The following is a 17,525-nucleotide window of genomic DNA, read 5'->3' as shown; positions in this document are numbered from 1 at the left end:
GAAGGTCAGCTCTGCGAGCCGACCAGGATCTGTCCGAAGGCGATGCCGCCGTCGTGGGGTGGAAGCAGCCGGGAGCGCAGAACCGTGAAGCCACGCGCCTCCAGCAGCTGGGTGGAGCTGTCGAGCAGCAGGGCGTTCTGGAACACCCCGCCGGCCAGGACGACGACGTCCAGACCGGTCTGCCGTCTTTCCTGGTCGGCGAGATCAGCGACGAGGGTCGCGACACCGGCATGGAAACGCGCCGCGACATGGGCTGCCGGCTGTCCACGACGCAGGTCGTCCACGACTGCCCGCAGGACGGGTGCCGGGTCCGCGATCGCGGGGCCGCCGTGGGGTGCCAGGATCTCGAAACGGTAGGGATCCGGGACCGGCACGGAGCGCGCCAGGGACTCGAGCTCGATCGCGGCCTCGGCCTCGTAGTCCACGGTGTGCCGGACCCCGACGAGAGAGGACACGGCGTCGAAGAGGCGGCCCATGCTCGATGTGGGCACGCACCCCAGACCGGTCGACAGCTGGTGGGCCAACACTCCTCGCTCCGTCTTCGGGCACGCCGCCACGGCCGCGATGTCGTCGGACCACGCGATGCCGGCTGCCCACAGGTGTGCCAGCGCCATCCGATAGGGCCGCAACACGCTGGCGTCACCACCGGCCAAGGGCACGTAGCCCAGGTGGGCGGCCCGCCGGAACGACTTGTAGCCGGCGACCAGAACCTCACCGCCCCAGATCGCGCCGTCCGTGCCGTAGCCGGTGCCGTCGAACGCGACGCCGATGACGGTGTCGTCGTTGCCCAGACCGTGCTCCCCCATCACCGAGGCCACGTGCGCGTGGTGGTGCTGGACGGTTCGGACCTCTCGTCCGCCAGCATGCTCGCGCGCCCAACGGCTGGAGCGGTAGCCCGGGTGCGCGTCGGCGACGAGGGCCTGAGGCCGTATGCCGGTGAGCTCCTCGAGGTGGGTCTCCGACGCGGTCAGCGCCGCCTGGGTGGCGAGGTCGTCAAGGTCGCCGATGTGCTGGCTCAACCACGCATAGCGACCCGAGGCGAGCGCGCAGGTGTTCTTGAGATCTGCTCCGACGGCCAGGACCGGGTCGACCTCGAACGGGAGGGCCACCGGTAGGGGTGCGTGACCGCGCGACCGGCGTAGGGGTAGCTCGACGCCGGTGACGAAGCGGGCGACCGAGTCGTCGCACGGCACGTGGATGGGTCGGTCGTGCCGCAGCCAGGCATCGGCGATCGTGGACAGCCGCTCGCGGGCCGCGTCGTCGTCGGTGACGATCGGCTCGCCGGAGAGGTTGCCAGAGGTCATCACCAGCGCGTCGGTACCGGGCGCCTCCAACAACAACACGTGTAGCGGAGTGTAGGGAAGCATCAGTCCGAGATCCGGATTGCCCGGCGCGACGGAAGGAGCGAGCCCCTGGGGGCCGGCACGGGGCAGCAGCACGATCGGCTTGCGATGGCCGGTGAGCAGTCGCTGCTCGGCCTCGCCCATGGTCACGAGCCCTTCGGCCACCTCGGCACTGCGAACCATCACCGCGAACGGCTTGTCGCCGCGCTGCTTGCGTCGGCGCAGCTCGGCGACGGCCGTCTCGTTGCGGGCGTCGCACGCCAGGTGGTAGCCGCCCAGCCCCTTCACAGCCAGGATCAGCCCCTGGGCGAGGAGGTCACGCGCACGGCATACGGCGTCGTCGCCCTCCGCCCGCGGCCCGTAGCCGACAAGCTCGAGGGTGGGGCCACAGTCGCGGCAGGCGATCGGCTGGGCGTGGAAGCGGCGGTCCGCCGGGTTGTCGTACTCCTGGCGGCAGGCGTCGCACATGGCGAACCCAGCCATGGTGGTCGCGGCCCGGTCGTAGGGCAGGCGCGTGATGATCGTGAACCGCGGGCCACAGTTGGTGCAGGTGATGAAGGGGTGGCGGTGACGGCGGTCGTCGGGGTCGGCAAGCTCGCGGAGGCAGTCGTCGCAGGTCGCGACATCCGGCGATGCCAAGGTGCGGCCCTCGCCGGCCGCGGAGTCCTCGATGCTGAAGCCGGTGCCGCCACGCGGTGGCTGCCGGGACTCGGTGACCTCCTCGATGTGGGCCAGCGGCGGTGGGGCGTGGGCCAGGCGGTGTCCCAGCTCTGCCACCGCGGCCGGGGCACCCTCCACCTCGATCACCACCCCGGACGGCGTGTTGGCCACGTTGCCGGTGAGGCCGAGCTCGCTCGCTGTCACGTAGACGAACGGGCGGAAGCCGACCCCCTGCACGAGACCGGAGACCTCGAACCTGCTTCGGATCCGTTGCTCAGCCATCGCGCGCGCGACCCATCATCTCGAGGGCGGTCATCGCCTTCTCGGCCACGGCCTCGTCGACACGTTCGACGACGAAGCCCATGTGGATCAGCACCCACTGGCCCGGCTCGACCGCCATGTCCTCGAGCATCCCGAGGTTGACCGGCCGCTGCGCACCGAGCACGTCGACGAGGGCGAGCATCCCGGCGTTGCCCTCCAGGACTCGCACGACCTGGCCAGGGATCCCGAGGCACATCAGCCGGCCCCGTCCAGTGCGGGCAAGCGTTCGCGGAGTACGGCGAGCACGACCTCCATCGCCTCGGGCACCGCGGCCTCGACCTCGTCCGAGAGCCCGATCCCGTCGCCGAGATCGGCCGGCCGGCACCCCACGACGTAGGTCGGCGGAAGGGTGCCGCCCAGGTCGGAGAGGCTGGCCAGGACGGCGACCGGAGCCATGCCGTGCGGGTCGAACGCCCCGGCACCGAGGTCACCTTGTCCTACTTCGAGCACGGCGAGCGTGCCCGGGTCGCCATCGCCTGGCAGGGCATCGACGATCACGAGCGCGTCGTACCCCTCGAGAAGGTCGTAGGCCAGATGCATGCCGCGTATGCCGTAGTCGACCGCACGCGCCTCCTCGGGCAGGGTCCCGGACGCGGCGAGTCGGCGGACGACCTCGGGACCGAACCCGTCGTCGCCGCAGAAGAGGTTGCCGATGCCGGCCACCAGCACTCTCATCGTCAGGACTTGTCCTCTGCCCGTCCGGTGCCCGGCTCGTGCGAAGGTCCCGACGTCCCGCCGGGGCCAGACGTCTCGTCGGCCCCTTCGGCCGGTTGGTCATCCGCCGGCGAGGCATGCTGACCGCGTTCGGTCTCGGTGGGGTCGTCGACCTCGTCGGTGTCGGACTCCGCCGGACGACCGGCTCCGCCGGTGTGGACACCGTCCTGGGTCGTCTCCTCCGGGCCGCCCACCTCGCCCGAATCCTTGCGACCGTCATACGGAGGGACGGTCTTGCCCTCGGTGTCCGGGTCGTCCGGGTTGGGGATCGTAGTCATGGCGTGTTCCTTTCCTCGTGTCGGCCTATCCGCCACCGGACAGCAGGTCCGGAGACTCCGGGTCCTGGGGTTCTTGCGGGTCGATGCCCGTGTCGTCGTCCTCGTCGGCAGTCCCGGCTGGACGGTCGACCGGGCCTCCACCGGGCTCGTCCGATCCGGTGTCGCGCGAACCCTCGGGGCCGCGCTCCTCCTGCGGCTCCTCGTCAAGCTGTTCTCCTGGTGTGTCACTCATGCCAACCTCCTCTTTCGATGGTGCTCAGGACGCCTCACATCTGGCGGATCTTGAGGTAACGCTTGATGTCGGGGATCGAACGGACCCCGACGAACGTTGCGACTGCTGCAATGCAGACGCCGACGATGGTGGTCAGCCGGCCAACGGTTCTCATGGGTGACTCTCCTCTCGTGCCTGGTCCAGTGGTTCGAGCTCATCCGGGGCGAAGTAGAAGAAGCGCCCGACTTGCTCGTGCAGGTCGGCCGCGGGGTCCTCGACCAGCACCAGCGCGACATGCGTGCTGCCGTCGACGTCGGACAGCACGGCGGTGACGCGGGCCACCTGGTCGGCGAAGAACAGGTCCTGGGCGTCGGCCCGCCGAGACGGGTGGACCTTCACCAGGCTGCCGCGCGCCACTTTCATGCCGTCGATGACCACGCTGTCGGTGTCGGGCCGCACGCTCTCGTCCGTGGCCGGGTCCCACCAGGGGACGTCGCCGGTGTCGAACTCTGTGCCGACCGCAGGTGCCTGGACCCGGTTCGGGTCACGGAGCACCCCGTGCAGGTCGCGCAGCGTCTCGGGTGACATCGCGTCACACCGGTCGATGATGGCGGCGGCGCGCGGGTCGGTGGCCCGGGCCTCGGCCTTCTCGGCGTCGGTCATCGTCATCACGCGCAGGCTCAGTATCTCGTCGATCTCGGTCGAGTCGAACAGGGCGCCGGCGCTCTCCTCGGCGATCTCGGGGTGGTCGTAGAGGATGATCGGCGAGCCCATCACCACATCGCTCGAGCCAACAGGTCCCACCAGCACTGGGAAGCACCGCCGCTGCGTGCACCTCCCGGCCGCGTCGGCCGCGTCCTCGGGGGGTTCCAGCAGCGAGACAAAGCTGACCCCGTCGGCGACCACGAGCACGTGGGTGCCGATCATCGACGACCGGATCGCGTCGTCCTTGCCGTGGACCTCGTCGGGGTGGGCGTTGGTCACCGCCACGCAGAGCCGGGTGAACCCGTCGTCGGCCTCTGCGCCCACGCTGACATCTGCGCGCAACGGGAACCGTCGGCGCAGGATCCGGCCCACCGTCGCGCCCGCTGCGTCCAGGACCGGCTCGACCTCCTCACCGCCCGGGATCTCCACGGTGGTGACGACAGGTGGACCGCCCACGTGGTACGGCGAGAGGGCGACCTCGCACTCGACGGCCTCCTCCCAGCTGAGCACGGACAGTCCGTCGACAACCATCTCGGCCACCGGCTCGAAGTCGCCGTCGGCGTACCGCTCGACGGAACGCACCTGGAGCTGGAGGAAGCGCAGGTGCGCGCTGATGGTGGCCGCACCTGTCGCAGGAGCGAGCAGGCACTGGAAGGACAGGTCCGGTTCCTCGGCAAAGCTCGCGGCCGATGCCTTGGGTGGGCCGAGGACGCCGAACTGCCAGCGGGACTGGTTCTTCGAGGAGCTGGCGCGGTAGGGGTAGAGCAGGTAGCCCTCGTAGAGCACGGCGTCCGCGATGGCCCGGACGTGATCGAGGCTCGGCGACGGGGTCATGGCTGGGCTCCGTCCCTGGTGGCGAGGAGGTTCTGCACCGTCTCTTCCCAGGTGGTGAGGCCGTGCTGGGCCTTGAAAGCGGCCAGCGCGGTCAGGACGTCGTGGTCGAGGCGGATCCATCCGGTGTTCGGGTAGTAGGACGCGATCATCTGCTGCCAGACCTGAACCGGCAGCAGGTAGGAGGCCTCACAGTCCCAGGGCACCTGAACCACGCCGAAACCGTTGGTGCCCTTGGTGAAGACGGTGCCCGAGAACAGGAAGACGATGGGGATGTCACCGCCGCCGATGGCGTGCAGGTAGCGCGAGCCGGTGACCTCGAAGTCGTAGGTGCAAGGCAGCGCCAGGTCGACCTCGGTGATGTCGGTGAACCCTTGGACCATCGAGTTGCACTGCATCCACAGGAACGGCTTGAGGGTGTCGACCCAGCGGTCGCGGTCGCCGAAGAGCGCACGTAGGCCGCTCTCGTCGCTCTCCTCGTAGCGACGGCGCTGCGGCTCGATCCGGACCTGGCAACGCAGCGCGATCGCGTGGATGGTCTCGCCGCTCGTCTCCCGGATTCGCAGCCTCGCCGTGAGCTGCGGCGCGGCGGCATACGGTTCGGCGAAGACGTCGACGACAGTGAACTCGTAGCTGCTCACGGGACACCCGCCAGGTCCGGCGCGGGCGGAGCCGGCCTGCTGCGTTGCGCCACCATCACGAAGAAGTCGTCGATCGCCGAGCGCGCCTCGGTGCCGCCGTCGAAACCGCGCCACAGCGACCGCAACCGCCCGACCAGCTCGTAGCAGGCGTCGATCGGGACGACGTGTGCAGAGAAGTCGGGGTGCTCCCGGTCGGCACCGCGCAGCAGTAATGCCTCCACGTCGGCGCGCAGGTGGTCGAGCTGGGTGTTGGCCATGACGATGCGGTCCCAGGCATCGAGCGGGAGCTCCGACTCGGTGGCGCCAGCCGGACCGGGATAGAACGCGATGATGCGGTTCTGCACGGAGTTCTTGAACAGGAACGCCAGCCCGACCGGGATCTGCAGCTCATCCCACTCGCGGGCGCCGAACTCGAAGTCGGGGAACGAGAGATAGCGGTCGGGCACCGCGCGATAGCGCAGCTCGGCGTGCTCGGCGGTGAACAGCAGGTAGCACCCCCGGCAAGTGCACATCAGCACCCGGCTCTCGAGGTTGACGACGTGCTGGTGCTCCTGCGCGATGGCCGCTGCGCACATCTCGCAGCGCTCTCCCACCACCGGCGCCGGCCGGGTGCTGGTGATCCGTCGGAGCGAGGCGAGCGGGGAGCCCCCGGGGGCGCTCATGACGGGACCGGAGTGGCGACCGCGACTGAGGTGACGCCGCCATCGGTGAGCAGCGGGACGGGGATGAGGTGCAGCGTCTCGTCATCGAGGCAGGCACCAGCGCGGCGTACGTCGTAGTGGGCGCGGCAAGCCGGGCAGCGCAGCACGGCCTCGCCCACCACTGCGCCGAGACGTCGCGACAGGGCTGCGCCATCGAGAGACCCCTCGCACCGGGCACAACGGTCGGCGTAGGCGAACAGCTCGTCGCCGAGCCGGCAGACCAGGACCATCGTGCCGCTGACGTCGACCGTCCTGATGGCACCGGCACTGAGGTCCGAGAGGCCGGGAAGCGGCTCCCAGGACGCGGTGGTGCCCGGGGCCTCGTCAAGACGGGAGCGCAGGGACGAGATCGGGATGAGCGTCTGGGCACCGCTCGGCTCGGCGTCCTCCACCTCGATGCGGGTGATCTCGGGGGCCGCGGTCTCGATCGCGCCCTCGACCGCCAGCTTGAGGGTCACCGACGACGAGGGACAGCCGTCGCAGCTGCCCAGCAGGCGCAGCCGGACCGTGCCCTCGTCGCTGACCTCGAGAAGCTCGACGTCGCCGCCGTGCGAGCCGAGGTAGGGCCGCACGCTCTCGAGCGCCTGCTCCACGCGCTGGCCCACGTCGTAGGGGTGGAGGCCGTGCACCAGCAGCAGGCTGGCCACCAGGTCGTCGGCGGCCAGCGCGGCCAGCACCTCGTCGGTGAGCTGCCCCGCGTCGTAGGTGATGTCGAGGATGCGCTCCAGTCCCGCGCCGTACAGATCGGCCACGAGCCGCACCAGCTCCTCGGCGCGCTCGCGCGCCACCACTCCGCCCGAGCCACTGGCATCCAGCAGCGCGTCGATGCGCTCGCCCGTGGCTCGCAGCTGCTCGGCCCCCTTGACCTCGCCCATCGCTATCCGCTGACGGACTGGGTCGGCGAATGCATCAGCTCGAGCTTCTGCCCCTCTCCGAGATACATGTGCACACCGCACGGAAGGCACGGGTCGAAGCTGCGCACCGTGCGCATGATGTCGATGCCCTTGAAGTGCTCGCGATCGTTCTCCTCGAAGATGGGTTGCCCCTGCACGGCGTCCTCGTAGGGCCCGGGGGTCCCGTAGGAGTCACGCGGGTTGGCGTTCCACGGGGTCGGCGGGTAGGGGTGGTAGTTGGCGATCTTCCCTTCGCGGATGACCATGTGGTGGCTCAGCACCCCGCGCACTGCCTCGGTGAAGCCACAGCCGATGCCCGTCTCGGGCACGGTGAACGCCTCCCAGGTCTTGGTGCGGCCGGCCCGGATCTCGACCAGCGCCTTCTCGGCGAAGTGCAGCGCGCACGCTGCGGCATACGCCTGGAAGTAGGTGCGTGCCCGGTTGCGCTCGAGGGTGTTGCTCCACTGCGGGATCTTCCACTCCAGCTCGACCGGGCCCTTCAGCGCGGTCTTGGGCAGGTTGATCTTCACCGAGTGGCCGGTCGACTGCACGTAGCCGATGTCGACGAGCTCGGCCAGCGCCGTCGTCCACAGCCGGGCGAGCGGGCCACCGCCCGTGTCCAGGGCGAGGTAGTCCTTGCCGTCGAACCAGCGCGGTGACATCACCCAGCTGTACTTGTTGTCGAGGTCGCGCTTCTGCGGCTTCGGGTTGGTGTGCTGGTTCCAGGGGTGCCGCCGGTCGACCGGGTTGCCGAGGGGATCCTTCTCCACGAACACCTCCTGGTCCTCCCAGTCGTCGTAGTACGACGAGCCGAGCAGGATCCGGATGCCGAGGTTGATCTCCACCAGGTCGGTCGTGACCAGCTTGCCGTCCACGACGATGCCGGGGGTGACATACATCTTGCGTCCCCAGTTGGTCATGTCCTTGTACTCGAAGTTGCAGTGCTCCGGGTCCTGGAACGAACCCCAGCAGGCCAGCAGGATGCGGCGGTTGCCGACCTGCTCATAGCCCGGCAGTGCCTGGTAGAAGAAGTCGAAGAGGTCGTCGTGCATCGGGACGACCTTCTTCATGAACTCGACGTAGCGCATCAGCCGGGTGATGTAGTCGGTCATCAGCTGGATCGTCGCCACCGTGCCCACGCCACCCGGGTAGAGCGTCGAGGGGTGGACGTGCCGACCCTCCATCAGGCAGAACATCTCGCGGGTCCATCGGCTGACCTGCAGAGCCTCACGGTAGAACTCACCGGTGAACGGGTTGAGCGACCGCATGATGTCGCCGATGGTCTTGTATCCGTGGGCTTCCGCGTTCGGCGACTCTGTGGTGTTCGCGAGCTCGAGCACACCGGGGTTGGTCTCCGCGACCATCTTCTCGCAGTAGTCCACCCCGACCAGGTTCTCCTGGAAGATGTTGTGGTCGAACATGTACTCGGCGGCCTCGCCGAGATTGACGATCCACTCAGCGAGGTGCGGTGGCTTCACGCCGTACGCCATGTTCTGGGCGTAGCAGGAGCAGGTCGCGTGGTTGTCACCGCAGATGCCACAGATGCGGCTGGTGATGAAGTGCGCGTCGCGCGGGTCCTTGCCCTTCATGAAGATCGAGTAGCCGCGGAAGATCGAGCTCGTGCTCTTGCACTCGACGACGACCTTCTGCTTGAAGTCGATCTTGGTGTAGATGCCCAGGCTGCCGACGATGCGGGTGATCGGGTCCCACGCCATCTCGGTCAGGCCGTTCGCATCCTCGGTCATGCTGCTGGGTGCTGGAATCCTCGACGTCATCCCGCTGCCTCTCGGTCGTCTGCGGTGGGGGTGGGAGAACTGGGAGCTACCAGGTTCGCTTGGCCCCCGTGGTCAGCGTCCTGCCGGGCGTGCGCCACTTAGGCTCCTTGTCCAAGGTCTTGGTCGTCACCTGACGGAGCCGACGCATGGTGTTGCCGTAGAGCCCGACCGTGGTCGTGGAGAGCTTGCCGCCCGGTGGTTCGTCCATGAAGGGCATGAACTTGTCCGGGAAGCCGGGCATGGTGCAACCGATGCAGATGCCGCCCACGTTGGGGCAACCGCCCATGCCGTTCATCCAGCCGCGCTTGGGGACGTTGCACTTCACCGTCGGGCCCCAGCACCCGAGCTTGACGATGCACTTGGGCGAGCCGTACTCCGTCGCGAAGTCGCCCTGTTCGTAGTAGCCAGCCCGGTCACAGCCCTCGTGCACGGTCTGCCCGAAGAGCCAGGTCGGTCGCAGGGCCTCGTCGAGCGGGATCATCGGTGCCTGGCCGGTGGCCATGTAGAGCAGATAGGTCAGCGTCTCCGCCATGTTGTCCGGCTGTGCCGGGCACCCGGGCACGCAGACGATGGGGATGTCTGCCTTCGACTTCCAGCTCCATCCGAGGTAGTCGGGCACGCCCATCGCGCCCGTCGGGTTGCCTTCCATCGCGTGTATGCCGCCGTACGTCGCGCACGTGCCGACCGCGACGATCGCGGTGGCCTTCGGGGCCAGTCGGTCCAGCCACTCACTGGTCGTCATCGGCTGCCCGGTCTCGGGGTTGTTGCCGAACCCGCACCAGTAGCCTTCGTCGTGCAGCTTCTCGTTGGGGATGGATCCCTCGACGACGAGCACGAAGGGTTCGAGCTCACCGCGATCAGCCTTGTGAAACCACTCCAGGAAGTCGTCCCGCCCGCCCTGGGGTCCGCACTCGAAGTCGATCAACGGCCAGTGCACCGCGATCTGGGGCAGCCCAGGGAGGGAGCCGAGCGCGATCTCCTCGATGCTGGGCTGGGTCGCGGCCGTCAGCGACACGGAGTCGCCATCACAACTGAGGCCAGCGTTGATCCACAGGACGTGGATGAGAGTTTCTTCCGCCTTCACTGCTTCGGCCGTGGGCATCTGCGCCAACTCCCTGAGGGCCGTTCCGGTCCTCTGCTGGTTCGCAGATCGTCGTCTGTGTGACCTGCGTCACTCCCACTGTCCATCTGAGCCCTCAGCGCAGCACTTGTCAAGAGTCACCTCTGCGGTGACGTGGCTCAGGCCGGCCGGGCCAACCAGGCCAGCCACTCCTCGAGGTTGTCTCCGGTCTTCGCCGAGAGGGGCATCAGCTGCACGTCGGGGTTGAGCTTGCGGGCGTCAGCGGCCAGTCGCTCGATGTCGAAGTCGACGTACGGCAACAGGTCGGTCTTGTTGATGACGACCAGGTCGGCGGCGGCGAACATGTGGGGATACTTGAGCGGTTTGTCGTCCCCCTCGGTTACCGAGATCACGACGACCTTGCGCAGCTCCCCGAGGTCGAAGAGCGCCGGGCACACCAGGTTGCCGACGTTCTCGATGAACACGATGCTCTCGGGGTCCGGCTGCAGCTGTTCGAGAGCCCGGGCCACCATCGTGGCGTCGAGATGACAGCCCGCTCCGGTGTTGACCTGCACGGCCCGGGCGCCGGCGGCCTTGATGCGCTCGGCATCAAAAACAGTCTCCTGATCGCCTTCGATCACGCTGACCGCGCTGTCGGTCGCGGCGATGGTGCGTTCGAGCAGGGTGGTCTTGCCGGCTCCGGGCGAGCTCATCAGGTTGAGTGCGGTGATGCCGCGCTGCGCCAGCCAGGACCGGTTGCGCGCCGCCAACCCATCGTTCTTGGCGAGCACAGCGACTTCGAGCTCGAGGGTGTGGGTGCGCAGCTCGTCGTCCGGCTCGAGATGCACGTGGTCGTGACGGTGCTCAGTGCCGTGGCCCTGTCCATGACTGTGTCCGTGGTCGTGGCCATGTCCGGCCTCCCTTGCGGCGTCAAGCGTGGTCACACGGACGTCGGCCTCGCCACAGCCACAGGTGCTGCACATCTCAGGCCACCTCCACCGAGGTCACCTGGAGCTCGCGGCCGGACAGCAGCTCCACGTCGGCACTCCCGCAGTCGCACAGGAGGAACGCATCTCGCATCGTGAAGTCACTGTCACAGTCGCGACAGTGCGCGCGCCCCACCTCTTCCTCGATCTCGAGCGTCGCACTCTCGAGGGAGGTGCCCGCGGCGGCGAGCTCGAAGCAGAACATCAGCGCGTCCGGCACCACTCCTGACATCCGCCCGACCCGCAGGCGCACGACGCGCACCCGGCCACTGGTGCGTTCGAGCACCGTCGACACCACGCTCTCCGCGATGGCCAGCTCGTGCATGGGTCCGCCTCTCGTCCCCACCGTAGGTCCGCGGGCCCCGAACTCGCAACGGCTCGGGAGCCAGTACAACCTCCCGTCAGGGGTGCCGTGATGCGCATGGTCGACCTCGCCGGGCCCGGCCTGCGTGACCTACTGGTCACGAACCTCGCTGGGGTCAGACGCGGACGGCGTCGAGGAGCCGTGTCGAGATGGCGTCGGGCGTGAGCCCGACACGGTCGAGAACCTGTCCGCGCGAACCGTGGTCGAGGAACTCGCGCGGCAGCCCGAAGAGGTCCACGGGAGCGTCGATGCCGCTGTCTCGCAACGACTTCATGATGTGCGAACCGATTCCGCCGGACACCGAGTTGTCCTCGAGGACGGCGACGCGACGGGACGAACCGGCCAGCTCTGCCAGGACCGGGTTGACCGGCAACGCCCAGACCGGGTCGACGACGCGCACGCGTAGCCCCTCGGCGGCGAGCTTGTCGGCGACGGTGAGAGCCGTCGCGACCATGGAACCGATGCCGACCAGGAGCAGGTCGACCTCGTCGTCACTCGAGTCGGGATCGACGAGCACGTCGACCCCATCGACCGAACGCACCGCTTCGATCGGGTCACCGACCGACCCCTTGGGGAAGCGGATGACCGACGGCGCGTCGGCGATGTCGACCGCCGCGCGCAAGGCCAAGGGGATCTGGAAGCCGTCACGCGGAGCGGCGAGGTGCAGACCGGGGACGATGCCGGCGAGCGACATGTCCCACATGCCGTGGTGCGAGGCGCCGTCGGGGCCGGTCACACCCGAGCGGTCGAGGACGAACGTCACACCAGCCTTGTGCAGTGCGCAGTCCATGAGCAACTGGTCGAAGGCGCGGTTCAGGAAGGTGGCATAGATCGCGACAACCGGATGCAGGCCGGCATACGCAAGTCCTGCAGCCATCGTCGTGGCGTGCTGCTCGGCGATGCCGACGTCGAAGGTGCGGTCGGGGAAGCGCTTCGAGAACGCGTCGAGCCCGACCGGGATCATCATGGCCGCGGTGATCGCGACGATGTCATCGCGCTCCTCCCCCAGCTCGACGAGGGCGTCACTGAACTCGTCGGTCCAGCTGCGCCCGGAGATCTCGAGCGGCAGGCCGGTCTCGGGGTTGATGACACCCACGGCGTGGAACTGGTCGCTCTCGTCGTTGACGGCGGGGTCGTAGCCCTTGCCCTTCTGGGTGATGACGTGGACGAGCACCGGGCCACCGAACGCCTTGGCGCGACGCAGCGTCTGCTCGAGCGCCGCCTCGTCGTGGCCGTCAACGGGGCCGACGTACTTGAGGCCGAGGTCCTCGAAGAGCCCCTGCGGCGCGACGATGTCCTTGATGCCCTTCTTCACGCCGTGGAGCGTTTCGTACATCGCGCCACCGACGACGGGTGTGCGGTTCAGGGCCGACTTGCCCCAGTCGAGGAACCGCTCGTAGCCGCGCGTCGTGCGCAGGGTCGCGAGGTGGTCCGCGAGTCCGCCGCGGGTCGGGGCGTAGGAGCGTTCGTTGTCGTTGACGACGATGACGAGCGGCAGGTCCTTCTCGGCGGCGATGTTGTTGATGGCTTCCCAGGCCATGCCACCGGTGAGTGCGCCGTCGCCGATGACCGCGACGGTATGCCGGTCGCGCTCGTCTGCAATGACACGTCCCGCTGCGATGCCGTGGGCCCACGACAACGAGCTCGAGGCGTGGGAGCTCTCGACGACGTCGTGCTCGGACTCGGCCCGGCTGGGATATCCGGACAAGCCACCCTGCTTGCGCAGGGAGGAGAAGTCGTGGCGGCCGGTCAGGAGCTTGTGGACGTAGGACTGGTGACCCGTGTCGAAGACAACGGCATCACGTGGACTGTCGAAGACCCGGTGGATCGCGATCGTCAGCTCGACGACACCGAGGTTGGGTCCGAGGTGGCCACCGGTGCGGGAGACCTCGTCGACGAGGAAGGTCCGAATCTCCTGCGCCAACGTCGCCAGCTCGGGGCGGGTCAGGGCCTTGAGGTCCTCAGGTCCCTGGATGCGCTCCAACACGCTCACGCGCTCTCCTTCTCGGTGCCGTTGTCCATCCGCAAGAGTCTAGGCGCTGCCGTGCTCACCGCCGCCCCCGCCGGTGACCACGACACCTCCCACACACAACGTTCACGGACCCCACACCCGTCCACTTCACAGGCGCGGGACGAAGGCGTGGCCGTGCATCGCCTCCAGCAGCAGCCCAGCGGCGCGGCGGGCCGCGAGAAGTCGAGCGCCCTCGGCCTCGAGGGCCGCGAGCGCGGCAGCGATCCCTTCGGGCTCGACGTGGTCGGTGAGGTCGACCCGAAGACCCCGGTATGCCGCCCGCATGGCTCCCAGCTGTCCGTCCAGGTGGTGCGTGGTCACCCAGGCGAGGGCGATCGGATGTCGGCGCCACACGGCATACATGCGGTAGTCCGATGGACAGTGGTCGAGCAGCCAGCCGACGGCTGGCACCTCCCAGCCCGGCGCCTCGGGAGGTGGCACCCGGTCGGGCCATCCCGGTGGCCCGGGCCGGCTTGCTCCCCCCGGCGCCCCGGGGCTCGCTGCACGGCGCAGCGGCGGCCGTGCAGACGTATCGAACATACGTTCGATTCTATGCCAGTCGCGGGGATCAGCGACCAGTTGGCGACATCAAGAGTGGTGGCCCTCAATACTCGGGCACCCACGTCGGTGCTGGCACACCGTTGCCGGTGAGGTTGTCGCACCTGACGTACTGGGTGTCCAAGCGTTCGAGGGGGCACTGGTGCCAGGTGTCAATGGTGGTGGCAAGCGCCTCGCCGGGGTCGGGACGCGCGGAGGCTGGGAAGGTAGTGACGCCCAAGAGCAGCGTCGTGGTGGCTGCCACGGCGAAGACTCGCCGTGTGCGGTTCGGGCAGGAGTTCATGTGAGTGTCCTTGGTGGGGAGGTGTTGTTTCGACCTCTTCACGCTCCCGCCACGGGACCCTCACCGGCATCCGACTCGGCCCCTCAGCTTTCGGGTCAAGACCCTCAGATCCGCCCTGGTCCCCACCATGGACGCATCGGTCGCAGCCCGTGTGAGCCGGCCGCACACGATCGCCGTCACTTTCCGCTTGCACCCCGACGTCTGTGTGCCAGCTCTGCCAGTTCGATCCGGCTCGCTGTGCCGGTTTTCCTCAACACGCTGGAAACGTGACTGCTCACTGTTTTGTCGCTGATGAAGAGGCGGGCGGCGATCTGGGCGTACGTCTCCCCTGACAGCAGGCCGTCCGCGACTTCTCGCTCTCGCTTGGTCAAGGGAGGGCTGGCCAGGAGCGTAGATGTGGCCCTTTCTGTCCTTTGGCCACCCGAATCGTTCATGGGCAGGTGAATATGGGCCTGCGCGGCCAAGTTGTCCACGTCGTGGCTCAGGGTCGCTGCTCCCAGTTGTCTCGTGAGTTGGCGTGACGTGACGAGCGCCGCAGTAGCCCTTCTCCGATCGAGCCGGTGGGTGAGAAGGTGTCGGGCGAGACAGTAGAGCGCGCGTGCATGCTCGTACTGCATGCCGGCCCGCTCGGTGGCGGTGGATGCCGCCTCCCACAGTTCGACCAGTCCCGTCCGAACTCCCCGGCACTGCGCGCGCTGGGCCGCATGGAGCGCACCGAACGCCGGGTGGACCAAGTCTCGCGTCTCTGCAGCCGCGAATGGTGAGGGCTCGAGCCCCCGAGCGGCCTCGATCCTCTCGAAGCAGGCCAAGGCGAAGTTCTGCGCATCAATGCTCGGCTCGAACTCAGCCACCGAAGCGGCGGCCCGGGAGGCGAGTTCGAGCCACTCGTCAGCAGCGACGGCGTCGATCTGGACCACTTCGGCCATGTGCCGTTCGATGAGTTCGAGCGCATCCAGCGGGTGGCCAGTGATGATGCTGAACTGAATCTGGGTATAGGCCAAGATGTCGCCGACGGGGGCGGCCGTGGTCATGAGTTCTTGTGCCCGACGCAGATGGAGTGCAGCCGCTCGCACGTTGCCCTCGTGAGCCGTGAGCAATGCCGCCACACAGCGCGCCTCCCCAGCAGTGTTGTCGCTGCGCGCGAGCGTGAGCAATTCGCGCACCACGGGCCGGACCGTGTCCCAGCGCCCCAGGACAAAATTGCATAATGCGGCTGTCGCGCCCACAGATGAGGCGTAATCGAACTGACCTGCATCCAACAGGGTGGAGTACGCACCTCCTGTCACGTTCGCTGCATCGGCGTACCGCCCCGCCGATTGATAGCTGTTGCTGAGAAAGATGGCGCATCGGCACAGCAACTGTGGATCTTGCGTTTCCACTGACAGGGCGAATGCTCGTTCAGCATCCGCAATGCCCTCGGCCGTCCCCCACTTGGTCTGTGCCCGGGTCCCCAGTGCCCAGATCATGGCCGCAGGACTGTCGACCGTCTCGGCGAGTTTCACAGCCATCTCGGCATGCGCGCCCGCCTCTGCCATGCCGTTGAAGACCTCGGCAAATGCCAGGTGCGCAAAGGCCAGGGATCGTTCGGGCGCATGGGGCGAGCCTTCGGTCAGTTCGAGCACTTCCCTTGGCTCGACAAGGGACAAGTACGTCGATCCGTACCCAGCCATGTCACGAAGCACGTGCAGTTCAAGGAGGATCCGTGACGCCAGAAGTGAATCTTCTGCGCGGTCCACCCTCGCAAGGGCCGCCTCGTAGTGACTGACTGCCGCACGATCGTCACCCGAGGCTTCGCACGCGCGTCCCGCACGGAGCAGCAGGCCCACGTGGTCCACCTGTTCTGTCTCCCCCCGGGATACCTTCTCCAACAGCCCTACTGCTGTCGACAGGTGGCTGGCCACCTCCTCCCAAGCCCGAACCAGTTCCGCCTCATCAGCAGCTCTCAGAGACCAGGCGAAGGCTTTGTCGTAGTCACGGGCCGCCACGTAGTGCAACGCCAAGAAGCTGGCCCGATCCCGCTCATCGACTGTGACTGCGTCCTGCCAAGCAGCGGCGAACTCGCCATGCAGCTGTGCCGCCTCCCAGCCGTTCATGCCGCCCGCAATTGCCTCGGCAAGCAGAGGATGCCTGAACCAGATGGCACCTGACTCGGTCTCGATCGCAATGCCCTGCGCAGAAGCCTCACGCACCGCCTGGGCGGTGCCCTCTGGGTCGACCGCGTGGCGGGCCGCTAGGTCCCGCAGGACTTCGAAGGCCACTGGGGCGCCAGCGACGGCGAGGAGTTGCGTCACCTTCCTGCCGGGAGCCGACAGTCGGTGCCAGGAGGCCAACAGCGCGTCGGCCAGACGTCCACCCGACGCCGTCACACCTGCACCTTTCGCCCGGGCGTCGCTGATGAGCAGGTCTGCCAAGTAGGGATTGCCGCCTGAGCGCCGAAGGACCTCCTGAGCCAGGCCGGCGTCAGCGTCGGGTCCGCCTCGGGACAGGACCATCTCCTCCACCGACCACACATCCAGCCGCCCAAGCGGCAGCTTGCTCACCGACGGCATCCGGGCGGCATCGGCCAGCCAGCCATGCAACCGATGGCCGTCAACCAGATCCGTGTCCCGATAGCTGGCCAGAATTGCCAGCCGTTGCCCGCTCGCAAACCCAGCAACGAGGTACGACAGGACATCCAACGAGCTGGGGTCGGCCCACTGAAGGTCATCAATGACGAGAACCGTGGGCCGGTCGGCCTGCAGCGCGTCCAGCACCGTACCGATCTGGAGTAGCGCCACGCCGACCGGCCTGTTGCCCAACGCGGGAATGAGGTCGTCGAGGCGACCAAAGGAACTCAACTTCTGCGGCAGGTCACTTGTGCTGGTTCGCAACCAGTGGGTCAGGGCCTGGGTGAAGGGGAGGTAACTCGTCACGTCGGACCCGAAGCGAAGACACAGACCGAGCAGGAGGTGGACGCCAACAGCCTCGGCCGACCGGGTGACCTCACGAACCAGACTCGTCTTCCCGATACCTGCCTCTCCGTGCACGAGGACCAGGCCGGGCTCGCCGGAGAAGGCGCGGTCCACCACCGACTGGAGGACCGCACGCTCACGCTCGCGGCCGACCAGAACCGGCTGGACATCCATGAGCCGATCATCCACCTGCAGCCGCCATAGCGCAGGGCCCCAGAATCCCCACATTCTCAGGGCTT

At 67.9% G+C, this 17,525-nt stretch carries 18 protein-coding genes; all 18 read right to left on the bottom strand.

Annotated features, from left to right (window positions below):
- Positions 1–5: 5 nt before the first annotated feature.
- The 18 genes from hypF to ACFQRE_RS17335 all read right to left on the bottom strand — a co-directional run bounded on the left by hypF (position 6) and on the right by ACFQRE_RS17335 (position 17,460).
- Positions 6–2,285, bottom strand: coding sequence for a carbamoyltransferase HypF (gene hypF, locus ACFQRE_RS17420; protein ID WP_380124861.1), 2,280 nt, complete (start codon positions 2,283–2,285; stop codon positions 6–8).
- Positions 2,278–2,520 (bottom strand): HypC/HybG/HupF family hydrogenase formation chaperone, encoded by a 243-nt coding sequence (locus ACFQRE_RS17415; RefSeq protein ID WP_380124859.1) that lies wholly within the window; start codon positions 2,518–2,520, stop codon positions 2,278–2,280. Before ACFQRE_RS17415 ends, hypF begins: the two co-directional genes overlap by 8 nt.
- A complete protein-coding gene (locus ACFQRE_RS17410; protein WP_380124857.1) occupies positions 2,520–2,999 on the bottom strand; it encodes a hydrogenase maturation protease in 480 nt (159 codons plus the stop codon). Before ACFQRE_RS17410 ends, ACFQRE_RS17415 begins: the two co-directional genes overlap by 1 nt.
- Before the next feature lie 2 nt (positions 3,000–3,001).
- Positions 3,002–3,316: a hypothetical protein gene (locus tag ACFQRE_RS17405; RefSeq protein WP_380124855.1), complete on the bottom strand. Its 315-nt coding sequence runs from the start codon at positions 3,314–3,316 to the stop codon at positions 3,002–3,004.
- A gap of 25 nt (positions 3,317–3,341) precedes the next feature.
- On the bottom strand, positions 3,342–3,548 hold the full coding sequence (locus tag ACFQRE_RS17400) for a hypothetical protein (protein WP_380124853.1): 207 nt from the start codon (positions 3,546–3,548) through the stop codon (positions 3,342–3,344).
- A 34-nt stretch (positions 3,549–3,582) separates the two neighbouring features.
- Entirely contained in the window at positions 3,583–3,702 is a 120-nt protein-coding gene (locus ACFQRE_RS17395; RefSeq protein WP_380124851.1) for a DUF6893 family small protein, read from the bottom strand.
- Positions 3,699–5,066: a hypothetical protein gene (locus ACFQRE_RS17390; RefSeq protein ID WP_380124849.1), complete on the bottom strand. Its 1,368-nt coding sequence runs from the start codon at positions 5,064–5,066 to the stop codon at positions 3,699–3,701. The genes ACFQRE_RS17395 and ACFQRE_RS17390 overlap by 4 nt, the downstream gene beginning before the upstream one ends.
- On the bottom strand, positions 5,063–5,704 hold the full coding sequence (locus ACFQRE_RS17385; protein ID WP_380124847.1) for a DUF6084 family protein: 642 nt from the start codon (positions 5,702–5,704) through the stop codon (positions 5,063–5,065). Before ACFQRE_RS17385 ends, ACFQRE_RS17390 begins: the two co-directional genes overlap by 4 nt.
- Positions 5,701–6,366: a DUF5947 family protein gene (locus tag ACFQRE_RS17380; protein ID WP_380124845.1), complete on the bottom strand. Its 666-nt coding sequence runs from the start codon at positions 6,364–6,366 to the stop codon at positions 5,701–5,703. The genes ACFQRE_RS17385 and ACFQRE_RS17380 overlap by 4 nt, the downstream gene beginning before the upstream one ends.
- A complete protein-coding gene (locus tag ACFQRE_RS17375) occupies positions 6,363–7,280 on the bottom strand; it encodes a NifU family protein (RefSeq protein WP_380124843.1) in 918 nt (305 codons plus the stop codon). Before ACFQRE_RS17375 ends, ACFQRE_RS17380 begins: the two co-directional genes overlap by 4 nt.
- Positions 7,281–7,282: 2 nt before the next feature.
- Positions 7,283–9,043 carry a nickel-dependent hydrogenase large subunit gene (locus ACFQRE_RS17370; protein ID WP_380124841.1) on the bottom strand — a complete coding sequence of 587 codons (1,761 nt, stop codon included), beginning with the start codon at positions 9,041–9,043 and terminating at the stop codon, positions 7,283–7,285.
- Between the two features lie 76 nt (positions 9,044–9,119).
- Entirely contained in the window at positions 9,120–10,175 is a 1,056-nt protein-coding gene (locus ACFQRE_RS17365; protein ID WP_380124839.1) for an NADH-quinone oxidoreductase subunit B family protein, read from the bottom strand.
- A 137-nt stretch (positions 10,176–10,312) separates the two neighbouring features.
- The gene (hypB, locus tag ACFQRE_RS17360; protein WP_380124837.1) at positions 10,313–10,981 is read right to left on the bottom strand and encodes a hydrogenase nickel incorporation protein HypB; all 669 of its coding nucleotides are present in this window, start codon (positions 10,979–10,981) and stop codon (positions 10,313–10,315) included.
- 136 nt (positions 10,982–11,117) lie between these two features.
- On the bottom strand, positions 11,118–11,444 hold the full coding sequence (locus tag ACFQRE_RS17355; protein ID WP_380124835.1) for a hydrogenase maturation nickel metallochaperone HypA/HybF: 327 nt from the start codon (positions 11,442–11,444) through the stop codon (positions 11,118–11,120).
- Between the two features lie 154 nt (positions 11,445–11,598).
- Entirely contained in the window at positions 11,599–13,476 is a 1,878-nt protein-coding gene (dxs, locus tag ACFQRE_RS17350) for a 1-deoxy-D-xylulose-5-phosphate synthase (protein ID WP_380124833.1), read from the bottom strand.
- A gap of 126 nt (positions 13,477–13,602) precedes the next feature.
- Complete coding sequence (locus ACFQRE_RS17345) at positions 13,603–14,034, bottom strand: hypothetical protein (protein WP_380124831.1); 432 nt, start codon at positions 14,032–14,034, stop codon at positions 13,603–13,605.
- A gap of 64 nt (positions 14,035–14,098) precedes the next feature.
- Positions 14,099–14,335: a hypothetical protein gene (locus ACFQRE_RS17340; RefSeq protein ID WP_380124830.1), complete on the bottom strand. Its 237-nt coding sequence runs from the start codon at positions 14,333–14,335 to the stop codon at positions 14,099–14,101.
- A gap of 176 nt (positions 14,336–14,511) precedes the next feature.
- On the bottom strand, positions 14,512–17,460 hold the full coding sequence (locus ACFQRE_RS17335; protein WP_380124828.1) for a helix-turn-helix transcriptional regulator: 2,949 nt from the start codon (positions 17,458–17,460) through the stop codon (positions 14,512–14,514).
- Positions 17,461–17,525: the final 65 nt, after the last annotated feature.

This window comes from Knoellia pratensis (assembly GCF_042666395.1).
Classification (GTDB): domain Bacteria; phylum Actinomycetota; class Actinomycetes; order Actinomycetales; family Dermatophilaceae; genus Knoellia; species Knoellia pratensis.
Note: the sequence above shows the minus strand (reverse complement) of the source record. Positions and strands in the feature narration are given on the sequence as shown.

Bases quoted from the DNA above. Each gene is read 5' to 3' on its own strand.
- hypF (WP_380124861.1), bottom strand. From the start codon at position 2,285: ATGGCTGAGCAACGGATCCGAAGCAGGTTCGAGGTCTCCGGTCTCGTG.
- ACFQRE_RS17415 (WP_380124859.1), bottom strand. From the start codon at position 2,520: ATGTGCCTCGGGATCCCTGGCCAGGTCGTGCGAGTCCTGGAGGGCAAC.
- ACFQRE_RS17410 (WP_380124857.1), bottom strand. From the start codon at position 2,999: ATGAGAGTGCTGGTGGCCGGCATCGGCAACCTCTTCTGCGGCGACGAC.
- ACFQRE_RS17405 (WP_380124855.1), bottom strand. From the start codon at position 3,316: ATGACTACGATCCCCAACCCGGACGACCCGGACACCGAGGGCAAGACC.
- ACFQRE_RS17400 (WP_380124853.1), bottom strand. From the start codon at position 3,548: ATGAGTGACACACCAGGAGAACAGCTTGACGAGGAGCCGCAGGAGGAG.
- ACFQRE_RS17395 (WP_380124851.1), bottom strand. From the start codon at position 3,702: ATGAGAACCGTTGGCCGGCTGACCACCATCGTCGGCGTCTGCATTGCA.
- ACFQRE_RS17390 (WP_380124849.1), bottom strand. From the start codon at position 5,066: ATGACCCCGTCGCCGAGCCTCGATCACGTCCGGGCCATCGCGGACGCC.
- ACFQRE_RS17380 (WP_380124845.1), bottom strand. From the start codon at position 6,366: ATGAGCGCCCCCGGGGGCTCCCCGCTCGCCTCGCTCCGACGGATCACC.
- ACFQRE_RS17375 (WP_380124843.1), bottom strand. From the start codon at position 7,280: ATGGGCGAGGTCAAGGGGGCCGAGCAGCTGCGAGCCACGGGCGAGCGC.
- ACFQRE_RS17370 (WP_380124841.1), bottom strand. From the start codon at position 9,043: ATGACCGAGGATGCGAACGGCCTGACCGAGATGGCGTGGGACCCGATC.
- ACFQRE_RS17365 (WP_380124839.1), bottom strand. From the start codon at position 10,175: ATGCCCACGGCCGAAGCAGTGAAGGCGGAAGAAACTCTCATCCACGTC.
- ACFQRE_RS17355 (WP_380124835.1), bottom strand. From the start codon at position 11,444: ATGCACGAGCTGGCCATCGCGGAGAGCGTGGTGTCGACGGTGCTCGAA.
- ACFQRE_RS17345 (WP_380124831.1), bottom strand. From the start codon at position 14,034: ATGTTCGATACGTCTGCACGGCCGCCGCTGCGCCGTGCAGCGAGCCCC.
- ACFQRE_RS17340 (WP_380124830.1), bottom strand. From the start codon at position 14,335: ATGAACTCCTGCCCGAACCGCACACGGCGAGTCTTCGCCGTGGCAGCC.
- ACFQRE_RS17335 (WP_380124828.1), bottom strand. From the start codon at position 17,460: ATGGATGTCCAGCCGGTTCTGGTCGGCCGCGAGCGTGAGCGTGCGGTC.